Below are 18,035 nucleotides of genomic sequence, written 5' to 3' on the forward strand. Positions count from 1 at the left end.
GGGAAGTCGCAAAGCCGGTATTATATTAGCGACTGCTCACATCCGAATGATTAAACATCAGCCGTCGTTTGCGCGGTTGGCAAGCGAGGCGACCGATTATCAATGAAGCGAATCTGCCCGAGCATCCATGAACTGCTGGCCTTCGAGGCCGTCGCCCGCCACCTGTCGGTGACACTGGCTGCCGACGAGCTGTGTGTGACCCCGAGTGCGGTCAGCCGGCAGATTTCCGGTCTGGAAGTGTTCCTCGGCGTCGAGCTGTTGGCGCGCGTCGGGCGCTCCTTCGTGCTCACCCACGCCGGCCGCCATTACCTGCAGCGCATCCAGCCGGCGCTGCGCATGCTGGAGAGCGCGTCGAGCGACCTGATGAGCAGCCAGCACGGCCGCGGCACCCTGTCGGTGTCGTGCGTGCCGACCTTCATGACCAAATGGCTGATCCCGCGCCTGCCGGCGTTCGGCGAGGCGTACCCGCAGGTGATGCTGGCCTTCCACCAGCACCTGTCCGGCCGCCAGGCGCAACCGCACGACGTCGACATCGCGATCCGTTACGGTAGCGGCCACTGGCCGGGCGTGGTCGCCGAGGACATCGCCGGCCGCCATTTCGTGCTGATCGCGGCCCCCGAGTCGGTGAGCGGCCTGACGCTGCCGCAATCGGCACAGGACCTGGCCGACGCGCGCATCCTGATCCACCAGGGCGAGCCCGACGCGTGGGCGCAGTGGTGCCGTGCGCGCGGCCTCGCCGCGCAGCCTTTGCGCAGCGGCGCGCGCTTCGAGCAGTACAACTCGCTGATCAGCGCGGTCGAGGCCGGCATGGGCTACGCGCTGGTGCCGCGCTGCCTCGCCGCGACCGAGATCGCCGCCGGGCGCGTCGTCGAACCGTTCGACAGTGCCGAACTGCTTGGCCAGGGCCACTATCTGTGCTACCGCGAGGAGCAGCTCGAGTCGCCGGTCTTCCTCGCCTTCCGCAACTGGCTGCTCGAGGAAGGGCACAAGTGCGGCGGCCCGGGCCTGCCCGAGCAGCAGAACGTGATCCCCGAGTTCGAATAAGCATCCGGCGGATACAAGAAGGGGGAGGCCATCGGCCTCCCCCTTTGTCTTGCCCGGTGTGCTTACAGCGGGTCGCCGATCGCGCCGACCTGCCACTTCTTCGGCATCAGCTTGCCCTTGCGCGCGCGCTTGCCGGCGTATTCGGCCAGCGCGAGCTTCTCGTCCGACACCTTGCCGCGCACCGAGGTGACCGCAAGCAGCGCGCGCTCGGCGCTGACCAGGCCGAACGCGGTGACCGCGTCGCCCTCGTCGAGCGCCATCAGCGTCAGCCCGCGGCCCTTGGCCATTTCCTTCAGTTCAACGGCCGGGAAGGCGAGCAGGCGCCCGTTGCTGCTGGCGACCACCAGCTGGCAGTTGTCCAGCGGCTGGCCCACGCGTACCGGCGAGAGCACCTTCTCGTCGTCGCCCACCGTGAGGAAGGCCTTGCCGGCCTTCACGCGGCCGGCCATGTCGGCGATGCGCGCGACAAAGCCGCAGCCGCCGCTGCCGCCGACCACGAAGCGGGTGTCGTCGGGGCCGGCCAACAGCCAGGCGACCTTGGCGTTATCCTGCACGTCGATCAGCGAGGTGACCGGCACGCCGTCGCCGCGGCCGGTCGGCACCACCGACGCGTCGACGGTATAGGCGCGGCCCTTGCTGTCGAGCACGATCGCCGGCCACACGGTGCGCGTCTCGACCGCGCAGGCGAGGCCGTCGCCGTCCTTGAAGGCGAGCAGCGACAGGTCGACGTTGTGGCCGACGCGCGCGCGCAGCCAGCCTTTCTGCGACAGGATCAGCGTCACCGGCTCGTCGGCCGCGCGCTGCTCGAGCACCGCGCGTTCGGCGACCTCGATCAGCGAGCGGCGCGCGTCGCCGTACTTCTCTGCGTCGGCCTTGATCTCGCCGATGATCAGCGCGCGGAACGCGGCGGCGTCGGACAGCAGGTGCTGAAGGCCGTCGCGCTCTTCGCGCAGCGCCGACAGCTCCTTCTCCAGCTTGAAGCCTTCCAGGCGGGCCAGCTGGCGCAGGCGGATCTCCAGGATATCCTCGGCCTGCGCGTCGGACAGGCCGAAGGCGGCGACGAGCTCCGGCTTGGGCTCGTCCGCCTCGCGGATCACGCGGATCACCTCGTCGATATGGATGAACGCGATCATCCGCCCTTCGAGGATGTGGATGCGCTGGTTGACCTTGTCCAGGCGGTGGTTCAGGCGGCGGCCGACCGTGGTGTGGCGGAAGTCCAGCCACTCGGCGAGGATCTGGCGCAGGCCCTTCTGCGCCGGGCGGCCGTCCAGCCCCAGCATCACCAGGTTGAGCGGCGCGTTGGTCTCCATGCTGGTCTGCGCGAGCAGCACGTTGACGAACTCGTCGACGTCCTGCCGGCTCGACTTGGGCTCGAACACCAGGCGCACCGGCTGTTCGCTGTCGGACTCGTCGCGCACGCGGTCGAGGATGGAGAGCATTAGGCTCTTCAGGTTCTGCTGGTCCTGGCTCAGGGTCTTCTTGCCGGACTTGACCTTGGGGTTGGTCGCCTCCTCGATCTCGGCGAGCACCTTCTGCGCCGACGAACCCGGTGGCAGCTCGCTGACCACCACCCGCCACTGGCCGCGTGCCAGCTTCTCGACTTCCCAGCGCGCGCGTACGCGCACCGAGCCGCGGCCGTTCTCGTACGCGGTAAGGATGTCGGCGGCCGGCGTGATGATCTGCCCGCCGCCGGGGAAGTCGGGCCCCGGCACGAACTGCATCAGCTCATGGGTGGTGAGCGCCGGGTTTTCCAGCAGGGCGACCGCGGCGGCGGCGACCTCGCGCAGGTTGTGCGGCGGGATCTCGGTGGCCATGCCGACCGCGATGCCGGACGCGCCGTTGAGCAGCACCATCGGCAGGCGCGCGGGCAACAGCGCCGGCTCCTCGAACGCGCCATCGTAGTTGGGCACGAAGTCGACGGTGCCCATGTCGATCTCGCCGAGCAACAGTTCGGCCAAGGGGGTCAGGCGCGCCTCGGTGTAACGCATCGCCGCCGCGCCGTCGCCGTCGCGCGAGCCGAAGTTGCCCTGGCCGTCGATCAGCGGGTAGCGCAGCGTGAAGTCCTGCGCCATGCGCACCATCGCCTCGTAGGCGGAGGCGTCGCCGTGCGGGTGGTATTTGCCGAGGATCTCGCCGACCACGCGGGCCGACTTGACCGGCTTGGCGCCGGCCACCAGCCCCATGTCGCGCATCGCGTAAAGGATGCGGCGCTGCACGGGTTTCTGGCCGTCGGCGACTTCGGGCAAGGCGCGGCCCTTGACCACGCTCATCGCGTACTCGAGGTAGGCGCGCTCGGCGTACAAGTCGAGCGGGATCCAGCCGTCGTCGTCACCGGCAGGCGGCGTGGCGGCGGGCGGGGGCGGCACCGGAGTGTCGGGAAGGTCGAAGAGGTCGGGTTCCTGGTTCATGCTGACGCGCCGCGCGCGGGCGGCGTTATGATGTTCGGTGGATCAATAGAGCGAGGATTGTACTATGCCCACCAAGGTCACGTGGCGTTGCCACGGTTTTGACGACTTTTCCGCGTCGCGCCTCTACGACGTGCTCGCCTTGCGCGACCGCGTGTTCGTCGTCGAGCAGCAGTCGATCTACGGCGATGTCGACAGCGTCGACCGCGACTGCCTGCACTTGCTGGGCGTGGATGGGGCGGGCGCGCTGGTCGCGTACGCGCGGCTGATCGCGCCGGGCGACAAGTACCCGGACGCCACGGCGATCGGCCGCGTGGTGCTCGAGCCCGCGTGCCGCGGCACCGGCCTTGGCCGCGTGCTGATGGCCGAGGCGGTCGCCGCGTGCGCGCGCCACTGGCCCGACGCGCCGATGATGCTCTCCGCGCAGGCCGACAAGCTGGGCTTTTACCAGGCGTTCGGCTTCGTGCCGGTCAGCGAGCCTTACGACGACGGCGGCATCCTGCACGTGACCATGCGCCGCGCCTGAGGGCGAAATGGTTAAGCGGTGTTAATGGCGGGCGCCGCCGTCATGAAGAGCGTTTAAGATGGCGGCCAATGAATGGACGGATGCCGCCGATGAAACACCTGCTCTCCCCGCTTGCCCTGTGCCTTGCGCTGGCTGCCTGCCAGCCCGCCTCCGACAAGGGCGCCCGCAAGGGGCCGCCGCCGACGCCGGTGACGACCGAAACGGCCAGGCTTGCCGACATGGCGCGTGTCGCGCGCGCGTGGGCCGAGGTCGAGCCGGTGGTCGCGCCCGAGGTCGCCGCCGAGAGCAGCGGCCGCGTGCTCAAGGTGCTGGTCGACGCCGGCCAGCGGGTGGCGGCCGGGCAATTGTTGGCCGAGGTCGACCCCGGTAGCGCGCGCGACGCGCAACTGGGCGCCGAGGCCGACGCTGCCCGTGTCGGCGCGCTGCTTGCCGAGCAGCGCTCGACGGTCAAGCGCAACCGCGCGCTGATGGAGCAGGGCTTCATCTCGCCGGCCGCGCTCGAGGCGTCGACCGCGCAGCTCTCTGCGCTGGAGAAACAATTGTCCGCCGCCGAGGCGCTGGCGCGCAGCAAGGGCCGCGACAGCGCGCGCACGCAGATCCGCGCGCCGATGGCCGGCGTTGTCGAGGCGCGCGAGGTGAACCCCGGCGACTACGTGACCCCCGGCAAGACCGCTTTCCTGTTGAACGCCGACGGCGGGCGCCGGGTGCGCCTCGCGCTGGGCGGCGCCGACGGCGACGCGCTCGCGGTCGGCATGCCGGTGCGCCTATCCGCGCACGGCAAGACGCTGACCGTGCGTATCGACGAGGTGCGCGCCGGGCTGGATACGGCGAGCCGCGCGCGCGTCGCGTGGGCGATGCTGCCGGCCGACGCGCCGTGGCGGGTCGGCGAGGCGCTGGACGCCGAAATCGAGCTCGAGCGCCGGCAGGCGCTGTCGGTGCCGGCCGCCGCGGTAGTCGAGCGGCCAGGCGGCAAGGTGGTGTACCGCGTCGAGGGCGGCCAGGCGGCCGAGCGCAAGGTGACGGCCGGCGCCGAGGCAAACGGCCGCGTCGAGCTGCTGGCCGGGGTGCAGGCGGGCGAGCGCATCGCCGTTGACGGCGCAGGCTTCCTGTCCGACGGGGCCAAGGTCAGCGAAGGGCAGGGCGGCAAGGGTGGGGTGGGCGGCAAGGGCCAGGCCGGCACCGGCAAGGGAGCCGGCGCATGAACTGGATCGAGCTGTTTGTCCGCCGCCATGTGCTGAGCTTCGTGCTCTCGGCGGTGGTGGTGCTGTTCGGCGTCGTCGCCTACCAGAAGATCGGCGTCGACCGTTACCCCGAGATCGAGCAGCCGACGCTGTCGGTATCAACCTCGCTGTCCGGCGCGACGCCCGAGGTGATCGACCAGAGCGTCACCCAGGTGGTCGAGTCGGCGGTCAACAGCGTGCCGGGCATCGACATCCTCGAGTCGACCTCCAGCCCGGGGCGCTCGCAGGTGAAGATCACCTTCAACCTCGACAAGGACATCGACGTTGCCTTCAACGAGGTGCAGTCCAAGCTCGAACGCGCGCGCCGCCGCCTGCCGGACGAGGCCGACGCGCCGGTGGTGACCAAGACCGACGCCAACGCCAGCCCCATCATCTGGCTGACGCTGTCCGGCGCGCGCAGCGAGCGCGACCTCTACCAGTTCGCCAACAACGTGATCCGCAAGCAGCTCGAGTCGGTCGACGGCGTCGGCGAGGTGTGGGTGCGCGGGCGCGGCGAGCGGGTGATCCGCGTCGAACTCGACCCGGCGCGCCTCGCCGCGCACGGCCTGTCGGCGCAGGACGTGAAGGCCGCGCTCAAGCGCGAGCACCGGCAGGACGCCGGTGGCACCATCGAGTCCGGCCCGCGCGAGTACCTGGTCGACCTCGACCAGGAGTTCCACTCGGTGTCGGCGCTCAAAAACCTGGTGATCGGTTGGCAGGGCGAGGCGCCGGTGCGCCTCTTTGACGTCGCGCAGGTGCTCGACGGCGAGGGCGACCTCAAGAGCTTCGCGCGTGAGGGCGGCAAGCCCGCGGTCAGCATCGGCATCGTGCGCATCCCCAACACCAACACCGTCGCCATTGCCGACGAGGTGCTCGCGCGCGTCGACGCGATCTCGGCCAACCTGCCGGCCGGCCTCGCGCTCAAGGTGTCGTCCAACTCGGCCGACTTCATCAACGAGATGGTCGGCGCACTGAAAGACCACCTGTTCGAGGGCACGCTGCTCGCCGCGCTGGTGGTATGGGCGTTCCTGCGCAACTGGCGCGCGACGCTGATCATCTCGCTGGCGATCCCGGTGTCGCTGTTGGGTGCCATCGCGCTGATGTACTTCATGGGGTACACCTTCAACACCATCACCCTGCTCGCGCTGTTGCTGCTGATCGGTGTGGTGGTCGACGACGCCATCGTGGTGCTCGAGTCGGTGCACCGGCGCGAGGAGGGCGGCGAGGCACCTTTCGAGGCGGCGGTACGCGGCACCAACGAGGTGATCTTCGCGGTGGTGGCGGCGACGCTCAGCCTGGTCGCGATCTTCATGCCGGTGCTGTTCCTGACCAGCACGGTCGGCCGCCTGTTCTCGACCTTCGCGGTGGTGGTCAGCGTCGGCGTGCTGGTGTCGCTGCTGGTGTCGGTGACGCTGACGCCGATGCTGTGCTCGCGTTTCCTGAAGGCCGAACCGTCGCACGGGCGCGTCTACCGCGCCTTCGAAGCGGCCTTCGATTGGCTGGAGACAGGCTACCGGCGCCTGCTCGCCGCCTCGGTCCGCCACCGCGGCGCGGTGCTGGCGGGCTCGCTCGCGCTGGTGATCGCCGGCGGCGGCGTCGCGCTCCTGATGAAGTCCGAGTTCTACCCCGAGGAAGACGAGGGCCGCTTCATGGTGATGCTGAAGACGCCAGTCGGCTCCAGCCTCGCCTACACCGACGCGCGCACCCGCGCGGCCGAGGCGGCGCTGATGAAGCTGCCCGAGGTCGACAGCGTACTCGCGATTGTCGGCGGCTTCGGCGGCAACTCGGCCAACCAGACCAATATGATGGTGCGCCTGAAATCGCGGGACGCGCGCGAGCGCAGCCAGGGCGAGGTGCTCGCCGAGGTGCGCCGCAAGATGGGGGCGGTCGCTGGCGCCCGCGTGTCGGCCTTCCCCTTCCCGCGCGTCGGCGAGAGCCGCGGCGGCAAGCTGCAGTTCTCGGTGGTCGGCCCCGACCTCAAGGAGATCCAGCGCATCAACGAGGCGCTGCAGGCCAGGCTCGCCGCCGAGCCGGGCATCGGCCGCGCAGACGCCAACAGCGAGAGCCAGCTGCCGATGCTCGCCGTCGACGTGCGCCGCGAGGCGGCGGCTAAGGCCGGCCTGTCGACGCAGGACGTGCTGGAGGCGGTCAACCTGCTGACCGCCGGCAGCGACGCCGCGCAGTTCTCCGACGGCGACGGCGAACGCTACGACATCCGCCTGAAGGCCGCCGGCGGCAAGCTCGCGACCGCGGCCGATTTGTCGGCGATCTATCTGCGCAGCAAGGCGGGCGAGCTGGTGCCCCTGTCGGCGGTCGCCGAGGTGCGTCCCAAGCTCGGCCCCTCGCAGATCGAGCGGATGGCGCTGATGTACTCGGCGGGGATGTCAGCGTCGCCGACCATGCCCTTGGCCGAGGCGATGGCGGTGGTGCGCGCGGCGGCCGAGCCGCTGCTGCCGCCGGGCTACCGCGTCGAATTCAAGGGCGAGGCGCGCGAGCTCGACCGCTCGGGCGGCGAGCTGATCACCGTGTTCGTGCTGGCGAGCCTGATGCTCTACCTGATCCTCGCCGCGCAGTTCAACAGCTTCCTGCAGCCGGCGCTGATCATGCTGGCCGAGCCGCTGGCGCTGGTCGGCGCGCTGGTCGCGCTATGGCTGACCGGCCACTCGCTCAACGTGTATTCGGTGATCGGCATGGTGCTGTTGATCGGCCTGGTCGCCAAGAACGCGATCCTGCTGGTGGACGTGACCAACCAGCACCGCGCGCGCGGCATGGCGGTCGACGAGGCGCTGCTCGCGAGTTGCCCGCTGCGTTTGCGGCCGGTGCTGATGACCTCGCTGACCGTGGTGCTCGCCATGCTGCCGGCGGCGTTCGGCTTCGGCGCGGGCGCGCAGAGCAACGGCCCGCTGGCGGTCGCGGTGATCGGCGGCATGGTCAGCTCGACGCTGCTCACCCTGCTGGTGATCCCGGCCGCGTACTCGCTGCTGGAGGGGCGGCGGCAATGAATGAGGCATTTCTGCCGCTGGGGCGGCGGATTGTAGATTGTTTTTTGTGTTTTTTTATTGCAATGGAAATTTAATGGTCATAATCTGCGGCTAACCCCGCCGAACTAGGGTTTCCCCTATGTAGGGTCCGCGGCGGGCAACTTCATAGAGGGAGAGAAGCAGAGCATGCGCAAGACCACCGTATTGTCGACGATCGCGTCGTCCGTCCTCCTCGCGCTGGCGGGGCACGCCATGGCCGCCAAGATGCCGGCCGGTACCCAGCTGGCCGCCAAGCAGGAGCTGATCCGCAACAATGGTTCCGAGCCCGAGTCGCTCGACCCCGCGCTGGCCGAGTCGGTCGGCGCCAACAACCTGACGCGCGACCTGTTCGAGGGGCTGACGGCGACCGACGCCGACGGCAAGGTGGTGCCGGGCGTCGCCGAGAGCTGGAAGCAGACCGACCCGACGACCTGGGTGTTTAAGCTGCGCAAGAACGCCAAGTGGAGCAACGGCACGCCGGTGGTCGCCGCCGACTTCGTGTACGGCTGGCAGCGTTTCCTCGACCCGAAGACCGCGTCGCCCTACGCGTCGACCTACGGCGTGTTCGTGCTCAACGGCCTCGAGGTTTCCGAAGGCAAGAAGCCGGTGTCCGCGGTCGGCATCCGCGCGGTCGACCCGTATACCGTCGAAGTGAAGACCCCGTACCCGGTGTCCTTCCTGCCGGACGTCGTCTCCAACCTCAACCTCGGCCCGGTTAACAAGGCCGCGGTCGACAAGTTCGGCAAGGACTGGACCAAGCCGGGCAAGCTGGTGTCCAACGGCGCCTTCATGCTCAAGGACTGGCAGGTCAACTCCAAGGTGGTGATCGAGAAGAACCCGCAGTACTGGGACAAGGGTAACGTCCAGCTGGGCAAGGTGACCTACCTGCCGGTCGAGGACGGCTTTGCCGACGTCAAGCTGTACCAGTCTGGCGAGAACGACTGGGTGTACCAGCTGCCGCCGGCGACCTACGAGAAGTACAAGAAGGAAATGCCGAAGGACATCCGCAATGCGCCGATGCTCGGCCTGCGTTACTACTCGTTCAACAACAAGGACGCGCTGATGAAGGACAAGCGCGTCCGCCAGGCGCTGTCGATGGTGATCGACCGCGACCTGCTCGCGCAGAAGATCACCGCCGACGGCCAGGTGCCGGCGTACGGCGTGATCGTGCGCGGCGTCTCCGGCGCCGACGTGACCGCGTACGAGTGGTCGAAGTGGCCGATGGCCAAGCGCGTCGAGGAGGCGAAGAAGCTGCTCGCTGCCGCGGGCGTCAAGCCGGGCGCCAAGGTCAAGTTCACCTACAACACCTCCGAGTACCACAAGAAGATGGCGCTGTTTGCCGCGTCCGAGTGGAAGAGCAAGCTCGGCCTCGACACCGAGATGGAGAGCATGGAGTTCAAGGTGCTGCTGAAGAAGCGGCACGACGGTGACTTCCAGATCGCCCGCAACGGCTGGGTGGCCGACTACAACGACGCGACGACCTTCCTGACGCTGGTGCAGTGCGGTTCCGACCAGAACGACAATGGCAACTGCAACCAGAAGGCCGAAGAGCTGATCAAGCAGGGCAACCAGAGCACCGACCCGGCCAAGCGCAAGCAGCTGCTGACGCAGGCGGCCAAGCTGGTGATGGACGACTACCCGATGCTGCCGCTCCTGCAGTACACGGTGCCGCGCCTGGTCAAGCCTTACGTCGGCGGTTACTCGACCAAGAACCCGATGGACCGCTACCGCAGCAAGGACCTCTACATCATCAAGCATTGATCGCAGTGTGCCCCGGTGGCGTATCGCCGCCGCCGGGGCCGTCGCGGCGCCGCGCCGACCCGGCGCGGCGCGTCGATGAGCATCCAACCATGCGCGACCCCGCGCGCGGAGCCTTCCCATGTGGTCCTACACGTTCAGACGCGTGCTGATGACGATCCCGACGTTGCTCGCGGTCATCACGGTGTGCTACCTGCTGCTGCACCTGACCCCCGGCGGTCCGTTCGATTCCGAACGCAAGGTGTCGGCGGCGGTGCTGGCCAACCTGCAAGCCAAATACCACCTCGACCTGCCCCTGTGGCAACAATACCTGTACTACCTGAAGAGCCTGCTGCAGGGCGACCTCGGTGCCTCGTTCCGTTACGCCGACTGGAGCGTCAACGACCTGGTCGCCAAGGCGCTGCCGGTCTCGGCGACCATCGGCGGGCTGTCGCTCCTGCTGTCGCTGCTGATCGGCGTGACGCTCGGCACCTTCGCCGCGCTGCGCCAGAACAGCGCGGTCGACTACCTCGTGATGCTGCTGGGCAATATCGGCAGCGTGGTGCCGTCCTTCGTGATGGGGCCGGTGCTGATCCTGATCTTCGCGATCTGGCTGCCCTGGCTGCCGGCCGGCGGCTGGATGGATTTCGACGTGCGCTACATGCTGCTGCCGATGGCGCTGCTGACCTTCATCAACGTCTCGACCATCGGCCGCGTGATGCGCGGCAGCCTGATCGAGGTGATGTCGAGCAACTTCATCCGCACCGCGCGCGCCAAGGGCCTGCCGACGCGCACCATCGTGCTGCGCCACGCGTTCAAGCCCGCGCTGATGCCAGTGGTGTCGGTGCTCGGCCCGCTGGCGATCTCGTCGATCACCGCGGCGATCGTCACCGAGTCGGTGTTTTCCTTGCCGGGCATCGGCAAGCTGATCGTCAACGGCGCCGCCAACCGCGACTACACGCTGGTGCTCGGCCTCGTGGTGCTGATCACGGTGCTGACCGTGCTGATCAACCTGCTGGTCGACCTCGCGTACGCGTGGCTGGACCCGAAGATCCGTTACTGAGGGGCGTGCGATGACTGCCAAAAGAACGACGCTGTCCGACACCCTGTCGGCGGCGCTCGACAACCCCAGCGTGCGCGGGCGCAGCCCGTGGCGCGACGCGCGCGAGCGCTTTTTCCGCAACAAGGCGGCGGTGGCGAGCCTGGTGCTGCTCGCGCTGATCACGCTCGCCTGCGTGTTCGGCCCGATGCTGCTGCCGCACAGCTACGAGGACACCGACTGGGACGCGATGTCGCTGGGGCCGACCCTCGTCAACTGGCACCTGTTCGGCACCGACGAGCTGGGCCGCGACCTCTTGGTGCGCTGCCTGATCGGCGGGCGGATCTCGCTGACCGTCGGCGTGCTGGCGACGCTGGCGTCGGTCACGCTCGGCATCGCGTGGGGCGCGACCGCCGGCTTCATCGGCGGCAAGGTCGACACCGTGATGATGCGCATCGTCGACATGATGTACGCGGTGCCTTACCTCTTGATCGCGATCCTGATGGTTACCCTGCTGGGCCGCGAGTTCTACCTCGTGGTGCTGACCATCACCGTGTTCTCGTGGATGGACATGGCGCGCGTGGTGCGCGGGCAGACGCTGGCGATCAAGTCGCGCGAGTATATCGAGGCCGCGCACGCGATCGGCGTGTCGACGCCGGCGATCATCTTCCGCCACATCGTGCCCAACCTGTTGGGCATCGTGGTCATCTACACGACGGTCACCGTGCCCGGCGTGATCCTGACCGAATCCGTGCTGTCCTTCCTCGGCCTGGGCGTGCAGGAGCCGATGACCAGCTGGGGCGTGCTGATCGAGGACGGCACCGGGGTGATGGAGTCCACGCCGTGGATCCTGCTGTTCCCGGCGCTGTTGCTGTCGCTGACGCTGTACAGCGCCAACTATATCGGCGACGGCCTGCGCGACGCGCTCGACCCCAAGGACCGCTGAGGAAACGCAAGATGAGTCTGTTGCAAGTTGAAAACCTGGGCGTCGAGTTCGCGACCAACGACGGCCCGGTCTACGCGGTCAACGGCGTGAGCTTCTCGCTTGCGCGCGGCGGCACGCTGGGCATCGTCGGCGAGTCCGGCTCGGGCAAGAGCCAGACCGTGCTCGCGCTGATGGGGCTGCTCGCCAGGAACGGCCGCGCCACCGGCCGCGCGCTGTTCGCCGGCGAGGACCTGCTGTCTATGCAGCCTGCCGCGCTCAACCGCGTGCGCGGCAACCGCATGGCGATGATCTTCCAGGATCCGATGACGTCGCTGAACCCCTACCTGACCGTCGAGCGGCAGATGACCGAGGTGCTCGAACTGCACAAGGGGATGGGCAGGCGCGACGCGCGCCGGCGCGCGATCGAGCTTCTGGACGCGGTGCGCATTCCCGAGGCGGCCCGCCGCGTCGACATGTACCCGCACGAGTTCTCCGGCGGCATGCGCCAGCGGGTGATGATCGCGATGGCCCTGTTGACCGAGCCCGAACTCTTGATCGCCGACGAGCCGACCACCGCGCTGGACGTGACGGTGCAGGCGCAGATCCTCGCGCTGCTCAAGGACCTGCAGCGCGACTTCGGTACCGCCATCGTGATGATCACGCACGACCTGGGCGTGGTCGCCGGCCTGTGCGAGCAGGTGGTGGTGATGTACGGCGGTCGCGTGATGGAGCAGGGCGGCGCCGAAGCGCTCTTTTACCGACCGACCCACCCGTACACGGTGGGCCTGCTCGGCGCGCTGCCGCGGCTGGACCGCGACGACGAGGAACTGGTCAGCATCCCGGGCAACCCGCCCAATATGGCGCGGCTGCCCAAGGGCTGCCCGTTCAGCGAACGCTGCGGCTACGCCGACGCGCGTTGCGTGGACACCCTGCCGCCGCTGGTCGTAAGCGGCGAGGTCATGCGCGCCTGCCACCGGCCGGCCGCCGAAATCACCGGCCACCAGGAGGTTGTCCATGGCTGAAAAACTGTTGTCGGTGCGCGGCCTGCGCGTCGAATTCAAGGTCCGCCAGCCCGGTGCCTGGCCGTGGGTGCCGCCGCGCACGCTGAAGGCGGTCGGCGGCGTCAGCTTCGAGCTGGCCGCCGGCGAGACGCTGGGGATCGTCGGCGAGTCCGGCTGCGGCAAGTCGACGCTGGCGCGCGGCATCCTCGGCCTGGTGCCGGCGGCGGCCGGCGAGATCGTGTGGATGGGCAAGCAGTTGGCGGGCGCCTCGGCGTCGACCTGGCACGCGGTGCGCCGCGACATGCAGATGATCTTCCAGGACCCGCTGGCGAGCCTGGACCCGCGCATGACGGTCGCCCGCATCATCGGCGAGCCGCTGAAGGTGCACCGGCCCGAACTGTCCGACGCCGAGGTGCTGGCCCGGGTGCGCGCGATGATGGTCAAGGTCGGCCTGCGCGAGGACATGATCAACCGTTACCCGCACGAGTTCTCGGGCGGCCAGTGCCAGCGCATCGGCATCGCGCGCGCGCTGATCCTCGAGCCCAGGCTGATCATCTGCGACGAGCCGGTCTCCGCGCTCGACGTGTCGATCCAGGCGCAGATCGTCAACCTGCTCAAGTCGCTGCAGCGCGAGATGGGGCTGGCGCTGATCTTCATCGCGCACGACCTGGCGGTGGTCAAGCATATCTCCGACCGCGTGCTGGTGATGTACCTCGGCCGCGAGATGGAGCTGGCCGGCAAGGACACGCTGTACCGCACGCCCAGCCACCCGTACACGCGGGCGCTGCTCTCGGCGATCCCCATCCCCGACCCGCGGCTCGAGCGCGGCAAGCAGGTGGCGATCCTGCAGGGCGATTTGCCCAGCCCGATCAGCCCGCCGTCAGGTTGCGTGTTCCGCACCCGCTGCCCGCAGGCCGAGGCGCGCTGCGCGGACGAGCAGCCAGCGTGGCGGCAGCTGGCAAGCGGCGCACACTGCGCCTGCCACTACGCGGCCTGAGCGGGCCGGCCAGCCGCCTACGCGCCGCGCGCGAGCGTGCGTAGCGCGTAGGCGGCGGCCGCCATGCCGAAGCTGGCGGTGACCGTCATGCTCGCGCCGAAGCCCGCGCAGGACAGCCCTTGCGGGCCGGCGGCGGCGTCGCAGGCCCCCGCCTGCGGGTAAACGAGCTGTTCGGTCGAGTACACGCAGGTTACCTTCATCTTCTTGCCTGGCTCGCGGGGGAAGCCGTGGCGGCGGCGCAGGTTGTAGCGCAGCTTGGAGAGCAGCGGGTCCTGCGTGACTTCGGCAAGGTCGGCCACGCGGATCTGCGTCGGGTCGAGCTGGCCACCGGCGCCACCGGAGACGATCAGCCTCTGGCGGCGCGCGACGCACCACGCGGCGAGCGCGGTCTTCACCTTCAGGCTGTCGATGCAGTCGACGATGAAGTCGAAGCCGCCGCCGAGCATCGCGTCCAGCGTTTCCACTTCGACGAAGTCCTCGATGGTGTGCACCTGGCAGGCCGGGTTGATCGCGTACACGCGTTCGGCCAGCACGTCGACCTTGGCGCGGCCGTAGTGCGGGTCGAGCGCCGGCAACTGGCGGTTGGTGTTCGATTCGGCGACGTTGTCCAGGTCGATCAGCGTCAGACGCCCGACTCCGCTGCGCGCCAGCGCCTCGACCGCCCACGAGCCGACGCCGCCGACGCCGACCACGCACAGGTGCGCGCCCTGAAAACGCTTCAGTGCGGCGTCTCCGTACAGGCGGGCGATGCCGCCGAAGCGGCGGTTGAGGTCGGCATCTTGCATGGCGGTTTCCTGCGGGGCAAAGCGGCGAAGGATACGGCAAAGCCGCGCGCACGGCCAGAAGCGGCCGCGCGCAAGTGGCTGATTGTGGAAAGAGTTTGCCCGCTGGCCTAGCCTGAGCAGAGGGTCATCGCAGACCTGCCCTTTGCAACCCATCCCGCAGGGAGAGCCGCCATCATGAAACCCCAACCGTCGTTCGACATCGACTTCGACAAGCACAACAACGCGTCGCTGCGCATTGCCTGTCCCGAATGCGGGCACGAAACCGCGCATCACCTCAAGTCGCTGTCGCCCGACAGCGATATTTTCTGCGGCAAGTGCAACACCAACATCACCCTGGACATGGAGGCGATCGCGCTGGCCAGCCGCGAGGCGGCCGAGATCCGAAAATCGTACGGGGTCGACGGCGGGGCATGACGTAGCGCTTGGATAGCTGTCACAATCGGGGCTAGTCTGGACGGCCCCGCACGACACCACGGCGGCATCGGCCGCCGTTTTTCATGCGCAGGATTTTCAGGAGAGAAGCGATGCAGTGGCTGGACGTACGCAGCGATACCGTGACCCAACCGACCCCGGCGATGCGCGAGGCGATGTTCGCCGCGGTGGTCGGCGACGACGTGTACGGGGATGACCCGACGGTCGCCGAACTGGAGGCGCTGGGCGCGCGCATGCTGGGCAAGGAGGCGGCGCTCTTCGTGCCGACCGGCAACTTCGGCAACCAGCTCGCGCTGTTGACCCACTGCCGGCGCGGTGACGAGGTGATCCTAGGCGACGACTGCCACATCGTCTGGCACGAGACCGGCGGCGCGGCGGTGATCGCCGGCGTGCAGCTGCGCACCATCGAAAGCGAACTGGGTGTGCTCGACCCGAGAGCCATCGAGGCGCGCATCCGCGTCGGCGAGGACATCCATTTCCCGCGCACCGGCCTGATCTGCCTGGAGAACGCGCATTCGAACGGGCGGGTGATCCCGCTGGACGTGATGGCCGAGACACGGCGTGTCGCCGACCGCCACAGCGTGCCTGTGCACCTCGACGGCGCGCGGGTGTTCAACGCGGCGACCCACCTGGGCTGCGACGTGCGCGAGATCACCCAGTACGCCGACAGCGTGATGTGCTGCCTCTCCAAAGGCCTGGCCGCGCCGGTCGGTTCCCTGCTCGCCGGCAGCCGGGACTTCATCGCGCGCGCGCGCCGCGGCCGCAAGCTGATGGGCGGCGGCATGCGCCAGGCCGGCGTGATCGCCGCGCCGGGCATCGTCGCGCTCAGGCAGATGAGCGGCCGGCTCGCCGAAGACCACGCCAACGCGCGGGCGCTTGCCGCACGGCTCGCCGCGCTGCCCGGCGTGTGGCTGGACGAGGCGTCGGTGCAGATCAATATGGTGTGGTTCCGTCTGGCCGATAGCGTGGACGTGACTGCGCTGATGGACGCGCTCGCGGACGCCGGCGTCAAGGCCAACCCGCCGGAAGACGGTTGGATGCGCGTGGTCACCCACTGGCAGGTCAGCGCCGCCGACGTCGAGCGGCTGGCCGACGTGTTCGAGGCCGCGCTGACCGACCGCGCATGAGCGTCGCGACCGACGCGCTGCTGTTCGGCGCGGGCCTTATCGCCGGCGCGCTCAACGCGATCGCCGGCGGCGGCACCCTGGTCACCTTCCCGGCCTTGCTCGCGGCAGGGCTGCCGCCCCTGGTCGCCAATGCGACCAGTTCGCTCGCGCAGTGGCCGGGCTACCTCGCGTCGGGCTACGCGATGCGGCGCGAACTTGCCGCGTCGCGTGCCGTGCTGCCCGGGCTCGCCGTGGCAAGCCTCGCCGGCGGTGTCGTCGGCGGCGTGCTGGCCAGCGTGGTGTCCGCCGCGCTCTTCATGCGGCTGGTGCCCTGGCTGATCCTGATGGCGACACTGCTCTTTTGGGCGGCGCCCAGGCTCGCGCGCCCCGGCGGCGGCCAGTGGCCGCGCACGCCGCTGCTGGCCTGCCAGTTGATGGTCGCCGTGTACGGCGGCTTTTTCGGCGGGGGGATGGGGGTGATGATGCTCGCGCTCTACGCGCTCGCCCTGCCGGGCGGCTTGCTCGTTGCCGGCGCGCTGAAGAACGGCTTGTCGGTGCTGATCGCCAGCGGCGGCGTCGCCGCGTTTATCGCCGCCGGGCTAATCGACTGGCGTGCGGGCGCCGTCACCGTCGCCGGCACGGTGGCGGGCGGCGTCGCCGGCGTCGCGCTGGCGCGGCGCCTGCCGGTTATCTGGCTGCGCCGCTTCGTCGTCGCGCTGGGGCTGGTGCTGACGCTGGTGTTCTTCCTGCGCTAGCTTAGGTGGCCACCAGCCGGCCGCGTTCGCGCAGCTCGCTCGGCGAGCAGGCGAACCAGCGGTGGCTGGCCCGGCAGAAGTTGCTCGGGTCGGAGAAGCCCAGCCGGTAGCCGATCTCGACGATGGGCAGCGTGCTGTGCTGCAGCAGGTCTTCCGCCTGCTGGCGGCGCGCCTGGTCGAGCAAGCCCTGGAACGACTGCGCCTCCTGGCTGAGCTTGCGCTGCAGGGTGCGCTGCGACACGCCCAGCGTCTGCGCGACCTCGCCTAGCCTCGGCTCGCCCTCGGGCAGGGTGCGGCGGATCTGCTCGAGCACGCGGTCGGCGAAGCGCTGCCGCTCGATGCGGCTCAGGTAGTCGCGGATCGCCTGCTCGTTCAGCGAGACCAGCATCGGGTTGGCGCCAGCGAACGGCTCGAGCATGTCGCTGTAGCTGAAGCCTATGCTGTCCTGCTCGGCGCCCAGGGTCACCGGTACGCCGAAGTAGTCGTCGAGGCGGGCCGAATACTCGGGGATCGCCGGGACCGCTAGCGCGACGAAGGTCGGCTTGATCGCGTGCTGGCTGAGCCGGCATGCCTGGCGGTGGATGAAGGCGAGCATCGCCACGCGTGCCGCGTGGTTGGGCTCGCTGCCGCCCAGCGTCTTGATCACCAGCGCGCTGCCGCTCCGGTCGTGTTTGAGCGCCATGTGCATGGTGCTCGAGATCACCTTGCAGTAGCGTGCCATCTGGCTCAGGAGTTCGGACAGGTTGGCGCTGGCGAGCATCGCCAAGCCTAAAGCGTGCAGCGAAGGCGCCTGGATTTCTTCGCCCATCTGCAGGCCGAGCAGCGGGTCGCGGGTGTGCTCGATCGCTGCCAGCCAGAAGCGGCGCACCTGTTGCGTCGGGTAGCGCGCCTCGGGCACGTTGAGCAAGCCGGCGTCCATGCCGCACTGGCGCATCAGGGGTTCGGGGTGGACGCCGTAGCCGCGCAGCGTCTGGCAGAGCGCGCGTATCCAGCTGGCGAGGATGGTCGGTTCGATCGGTGAGTGGTGCAGCGGTGTACTCATT

General features: G+C 69.0%; 15 protein-coding genes. 12 read left to right on the forward strand and 3 right to left on the reverse strand.

The window, feature by feature from the left end; all coding sequences use genetic code 11:
• Positions 1–102 precede the first annotated feature (102 nt).
• On the forward strand, positions 103–1,044 hold the full coding sequence (locus E5K04_RS03160) for a LysR substrate-binding domain-containing protein (protein WP_136551462.1): 942 nt from the start codon (positions 103–105) through the stop codon (positions 1,042–1,044).
• Between the two features lie 62 nt (positions 1,045–1,106).
• Here E5K04_RS03160 and parC read toward each other — a convergent pair whose 3' ends face one another.
• Complete coding sequence (gene parC / locus E5K04_RS03165; RefSeq protein WP_136551463.1) at positions 1,107–3,452, reverse strand: DNA topoisomerase IV subunit A; 2,346 nt, start codon at positions 3,450–3,452, stop codon at positions 1,107–1,109.
• Between the two features lie 64 nt (positions 3,453–3,516).
• On the opposite strand from parC, the gene E5K04_RS03170 reads away from it, so the two are divergent.
• The 8 genes from E5K04_RS03170 to oppF all read left to right on the forward strand — a co-directional run bounded on the left by E5K04_RS03170 (position 3,517) and on the right by oppF (position 13,914).
• Entirely contained in the window at positions 3,517–3,975 is a 459-nt protein-coding gene (locus tag E5K04_RS03170) for a GNAT family N-acetyltransferase (protein ID WP_136551464.1), read from the forward strand.
• Between the two features lie 89 nt (positions 3,976–4,064).
• Positions 4,065–5,177, forward strand: a complete 1,113-nt coding sequence (locus tag E5K04_RS03175) for an efflux RND transporter periplasmic adaptor subunit (RefSeq protein ID WP_136551465.1) — start codon at positions 4,065–4,067, stop codon at positions 5,175–5,177.
• Positions 5,174–8,197, forward strand: a complete 3,024-nt coding sequence (locus tag E5K04_RS03180; RefSeq protein ID WP_136551466.1) for an efflux RND transporter permease subunit — start codon at positions 5,174–5,176, stop codon at positions 8,195–8,197. The genes E5K04_RS03175 and E5K04_RS03180 overlap by 4 nt, the downstream gene beginning before the upstream one ends.
• A gap of 165 nt (positions 8,198–8,362) precedes the next feature.
• Positions 8,363–9,976, forward strand: a complete 1,614-nt coding sequence (locus E5K04_RS03185) for a peptide ABC transporter substrate-binding protein (protein ID WP_136551467.1) — start codon at positions 8,363–8,365, stop codon at positions 9,974–9,976.
• 118 nt (positions 9,977–10,094) lie between these two features.
• Complete coding sequence (oppB, locus tag E5K04_RS03190) at positions 10,095–11,015, forward strand: oligopeptide ABC transporter permease OppB (RefSeq protein ID WP_136551468.1); 921 nt, start codon at positions 10,095–10,097, stop codon at positions 11,013–11,015.
• A 10-nt stretch (positions 11,016–11,025) separates the two neighbouring features.
• Positions 11,026–11,937: an ABC transporter permease subunit gene (locus tag E5K04_RS03195; protein WP_136551469.1), complete on the forward strand. Its 912-nt coding sequence runs from the start codon at positions 11,026–11,028 to the stop codon at positions 11,935–11,937.
• An 11-nt stretch (positions 11,938–11,948) separates the two neighbouring features.
• The gene (locus tag E5K04_RS03200; RefSeq protein ID WP_136551470.1) at positions 11,949–12,938 is read left to right on the forward strand and encodes an ABC transporter ATP-binding protein; all 990 of its coding nucleotides are present in this window, start codon (positions 11,949–11,951) and stop codon (positions 12,936–12,938) included.
• Positions 12,931–13,914 carry a murein tripeptide/oligopeptide ABC transporter ATP binding protein OppF gene (gene oppF / locus E5K04_RS03205; RefSeq protein WP_136551471.1) on the forward strand — a complete coding sequence of 328 codons (984 nt, stop codon included), beginning with the start codon at positions 12,931–12,933 and terminating at the stop codon, positions 13,912–13,914. Before E5K04_RS03200 ends, oppF begins: the two co-directional genes overlap by 8 nt.
• A 17-nt stretch (positions 13,915–13,931) precedes the next feature.
• Here the strand turns inward: oppF and E5K04_RS03210 are convergent, their stop codons facing one another.
• The gene (locus E5K04_RS03210) at positions 13,932–14,699 is read right to left on the reverse strand and encodes a tRNA threonylcarbamoyladenosine dehydratase (RefSeq protein WP_136551472.1); all 768 of its coding nucleotides are present in this window, start codon (positions 14,697–14,699) and stop codon (positions 13,932–13,934) included.
• A gap of 174 nt (positions 14,700–14,873) precedes the next feature.
• Between E5K04_RS03210 and E5K04_RS03215 the strand changes: the two genes are divergently transcribed.
• The 3 genes from E5K04_RS03215 (at position 14,874) to E5K04_RS03225 (ending at position 16,992) form a co-directional block, all read left to right on the forward strand.
• Positions 14,874–15,113 (forward strand): hypothetical protein, encoded by a 240-nt coding sequence (locus E5K04_RS03215; protein ID WP_136551473.1) that lies wholly within the window; start codon positions 14,874–14,876, stop codon positions 15,111–15,113.
• Positions 15,114–15,223: 110 nt separating this feature from the next.
• Complete coding sequence (ltaE, locus tag E5K04_RS03220; protein ID WP_136551474.1) at positions 15,224–16,258, forward strand: low-specificity L-threonine aldolase; 1,035 nt, start codon at positions 15,224–15,226, stop codon at positions 16,256–16,258.
• Positions 16,255–16,992, forward strand: coding sequence for a sulfite exporter TauE/SafE family protein (locus tag E5K04_RS03225; protein WP_136551475.1), 738 nt, complete (start codon positions 16,255–16,257; stop codon positions 16,990–16,992). The genes ltaE and E5K04_RS03225 overlap by 4 nt, the downstream gene beginning before the upstream one ends.
• A 1-nt stretch (position 16,993) precedes the next feature.
• On the opposite strand, the gene E5K04_RS03230 is transcribed toward E5K04_RS03225, so the two are convergent.
• Complete coding sequence (locus E5K04_RS03230) at positions 16,994–18,034, reverse strand: AraC family transcriptional regulator (RefSeq protein ID WP_136551476.1); 1,041 nt, start codon at positions 18,032–18,034, stop codon at positions 16,994–16,996.
• Between the last annotated feature and the right edge of the window lies 1 nt (position 18,035).

It is taken from the genome of Crenobacter intestini (assembly GCF_004919095.1).
In the GTDB taxonomy this organism is placed as follows: Bacteria; Pseudomonadota; Gammaproteobacteria; order Burkholderiales; family Chromobacteriaceae; genus Craterilacuibacter; species Craterilacuibacter intestini.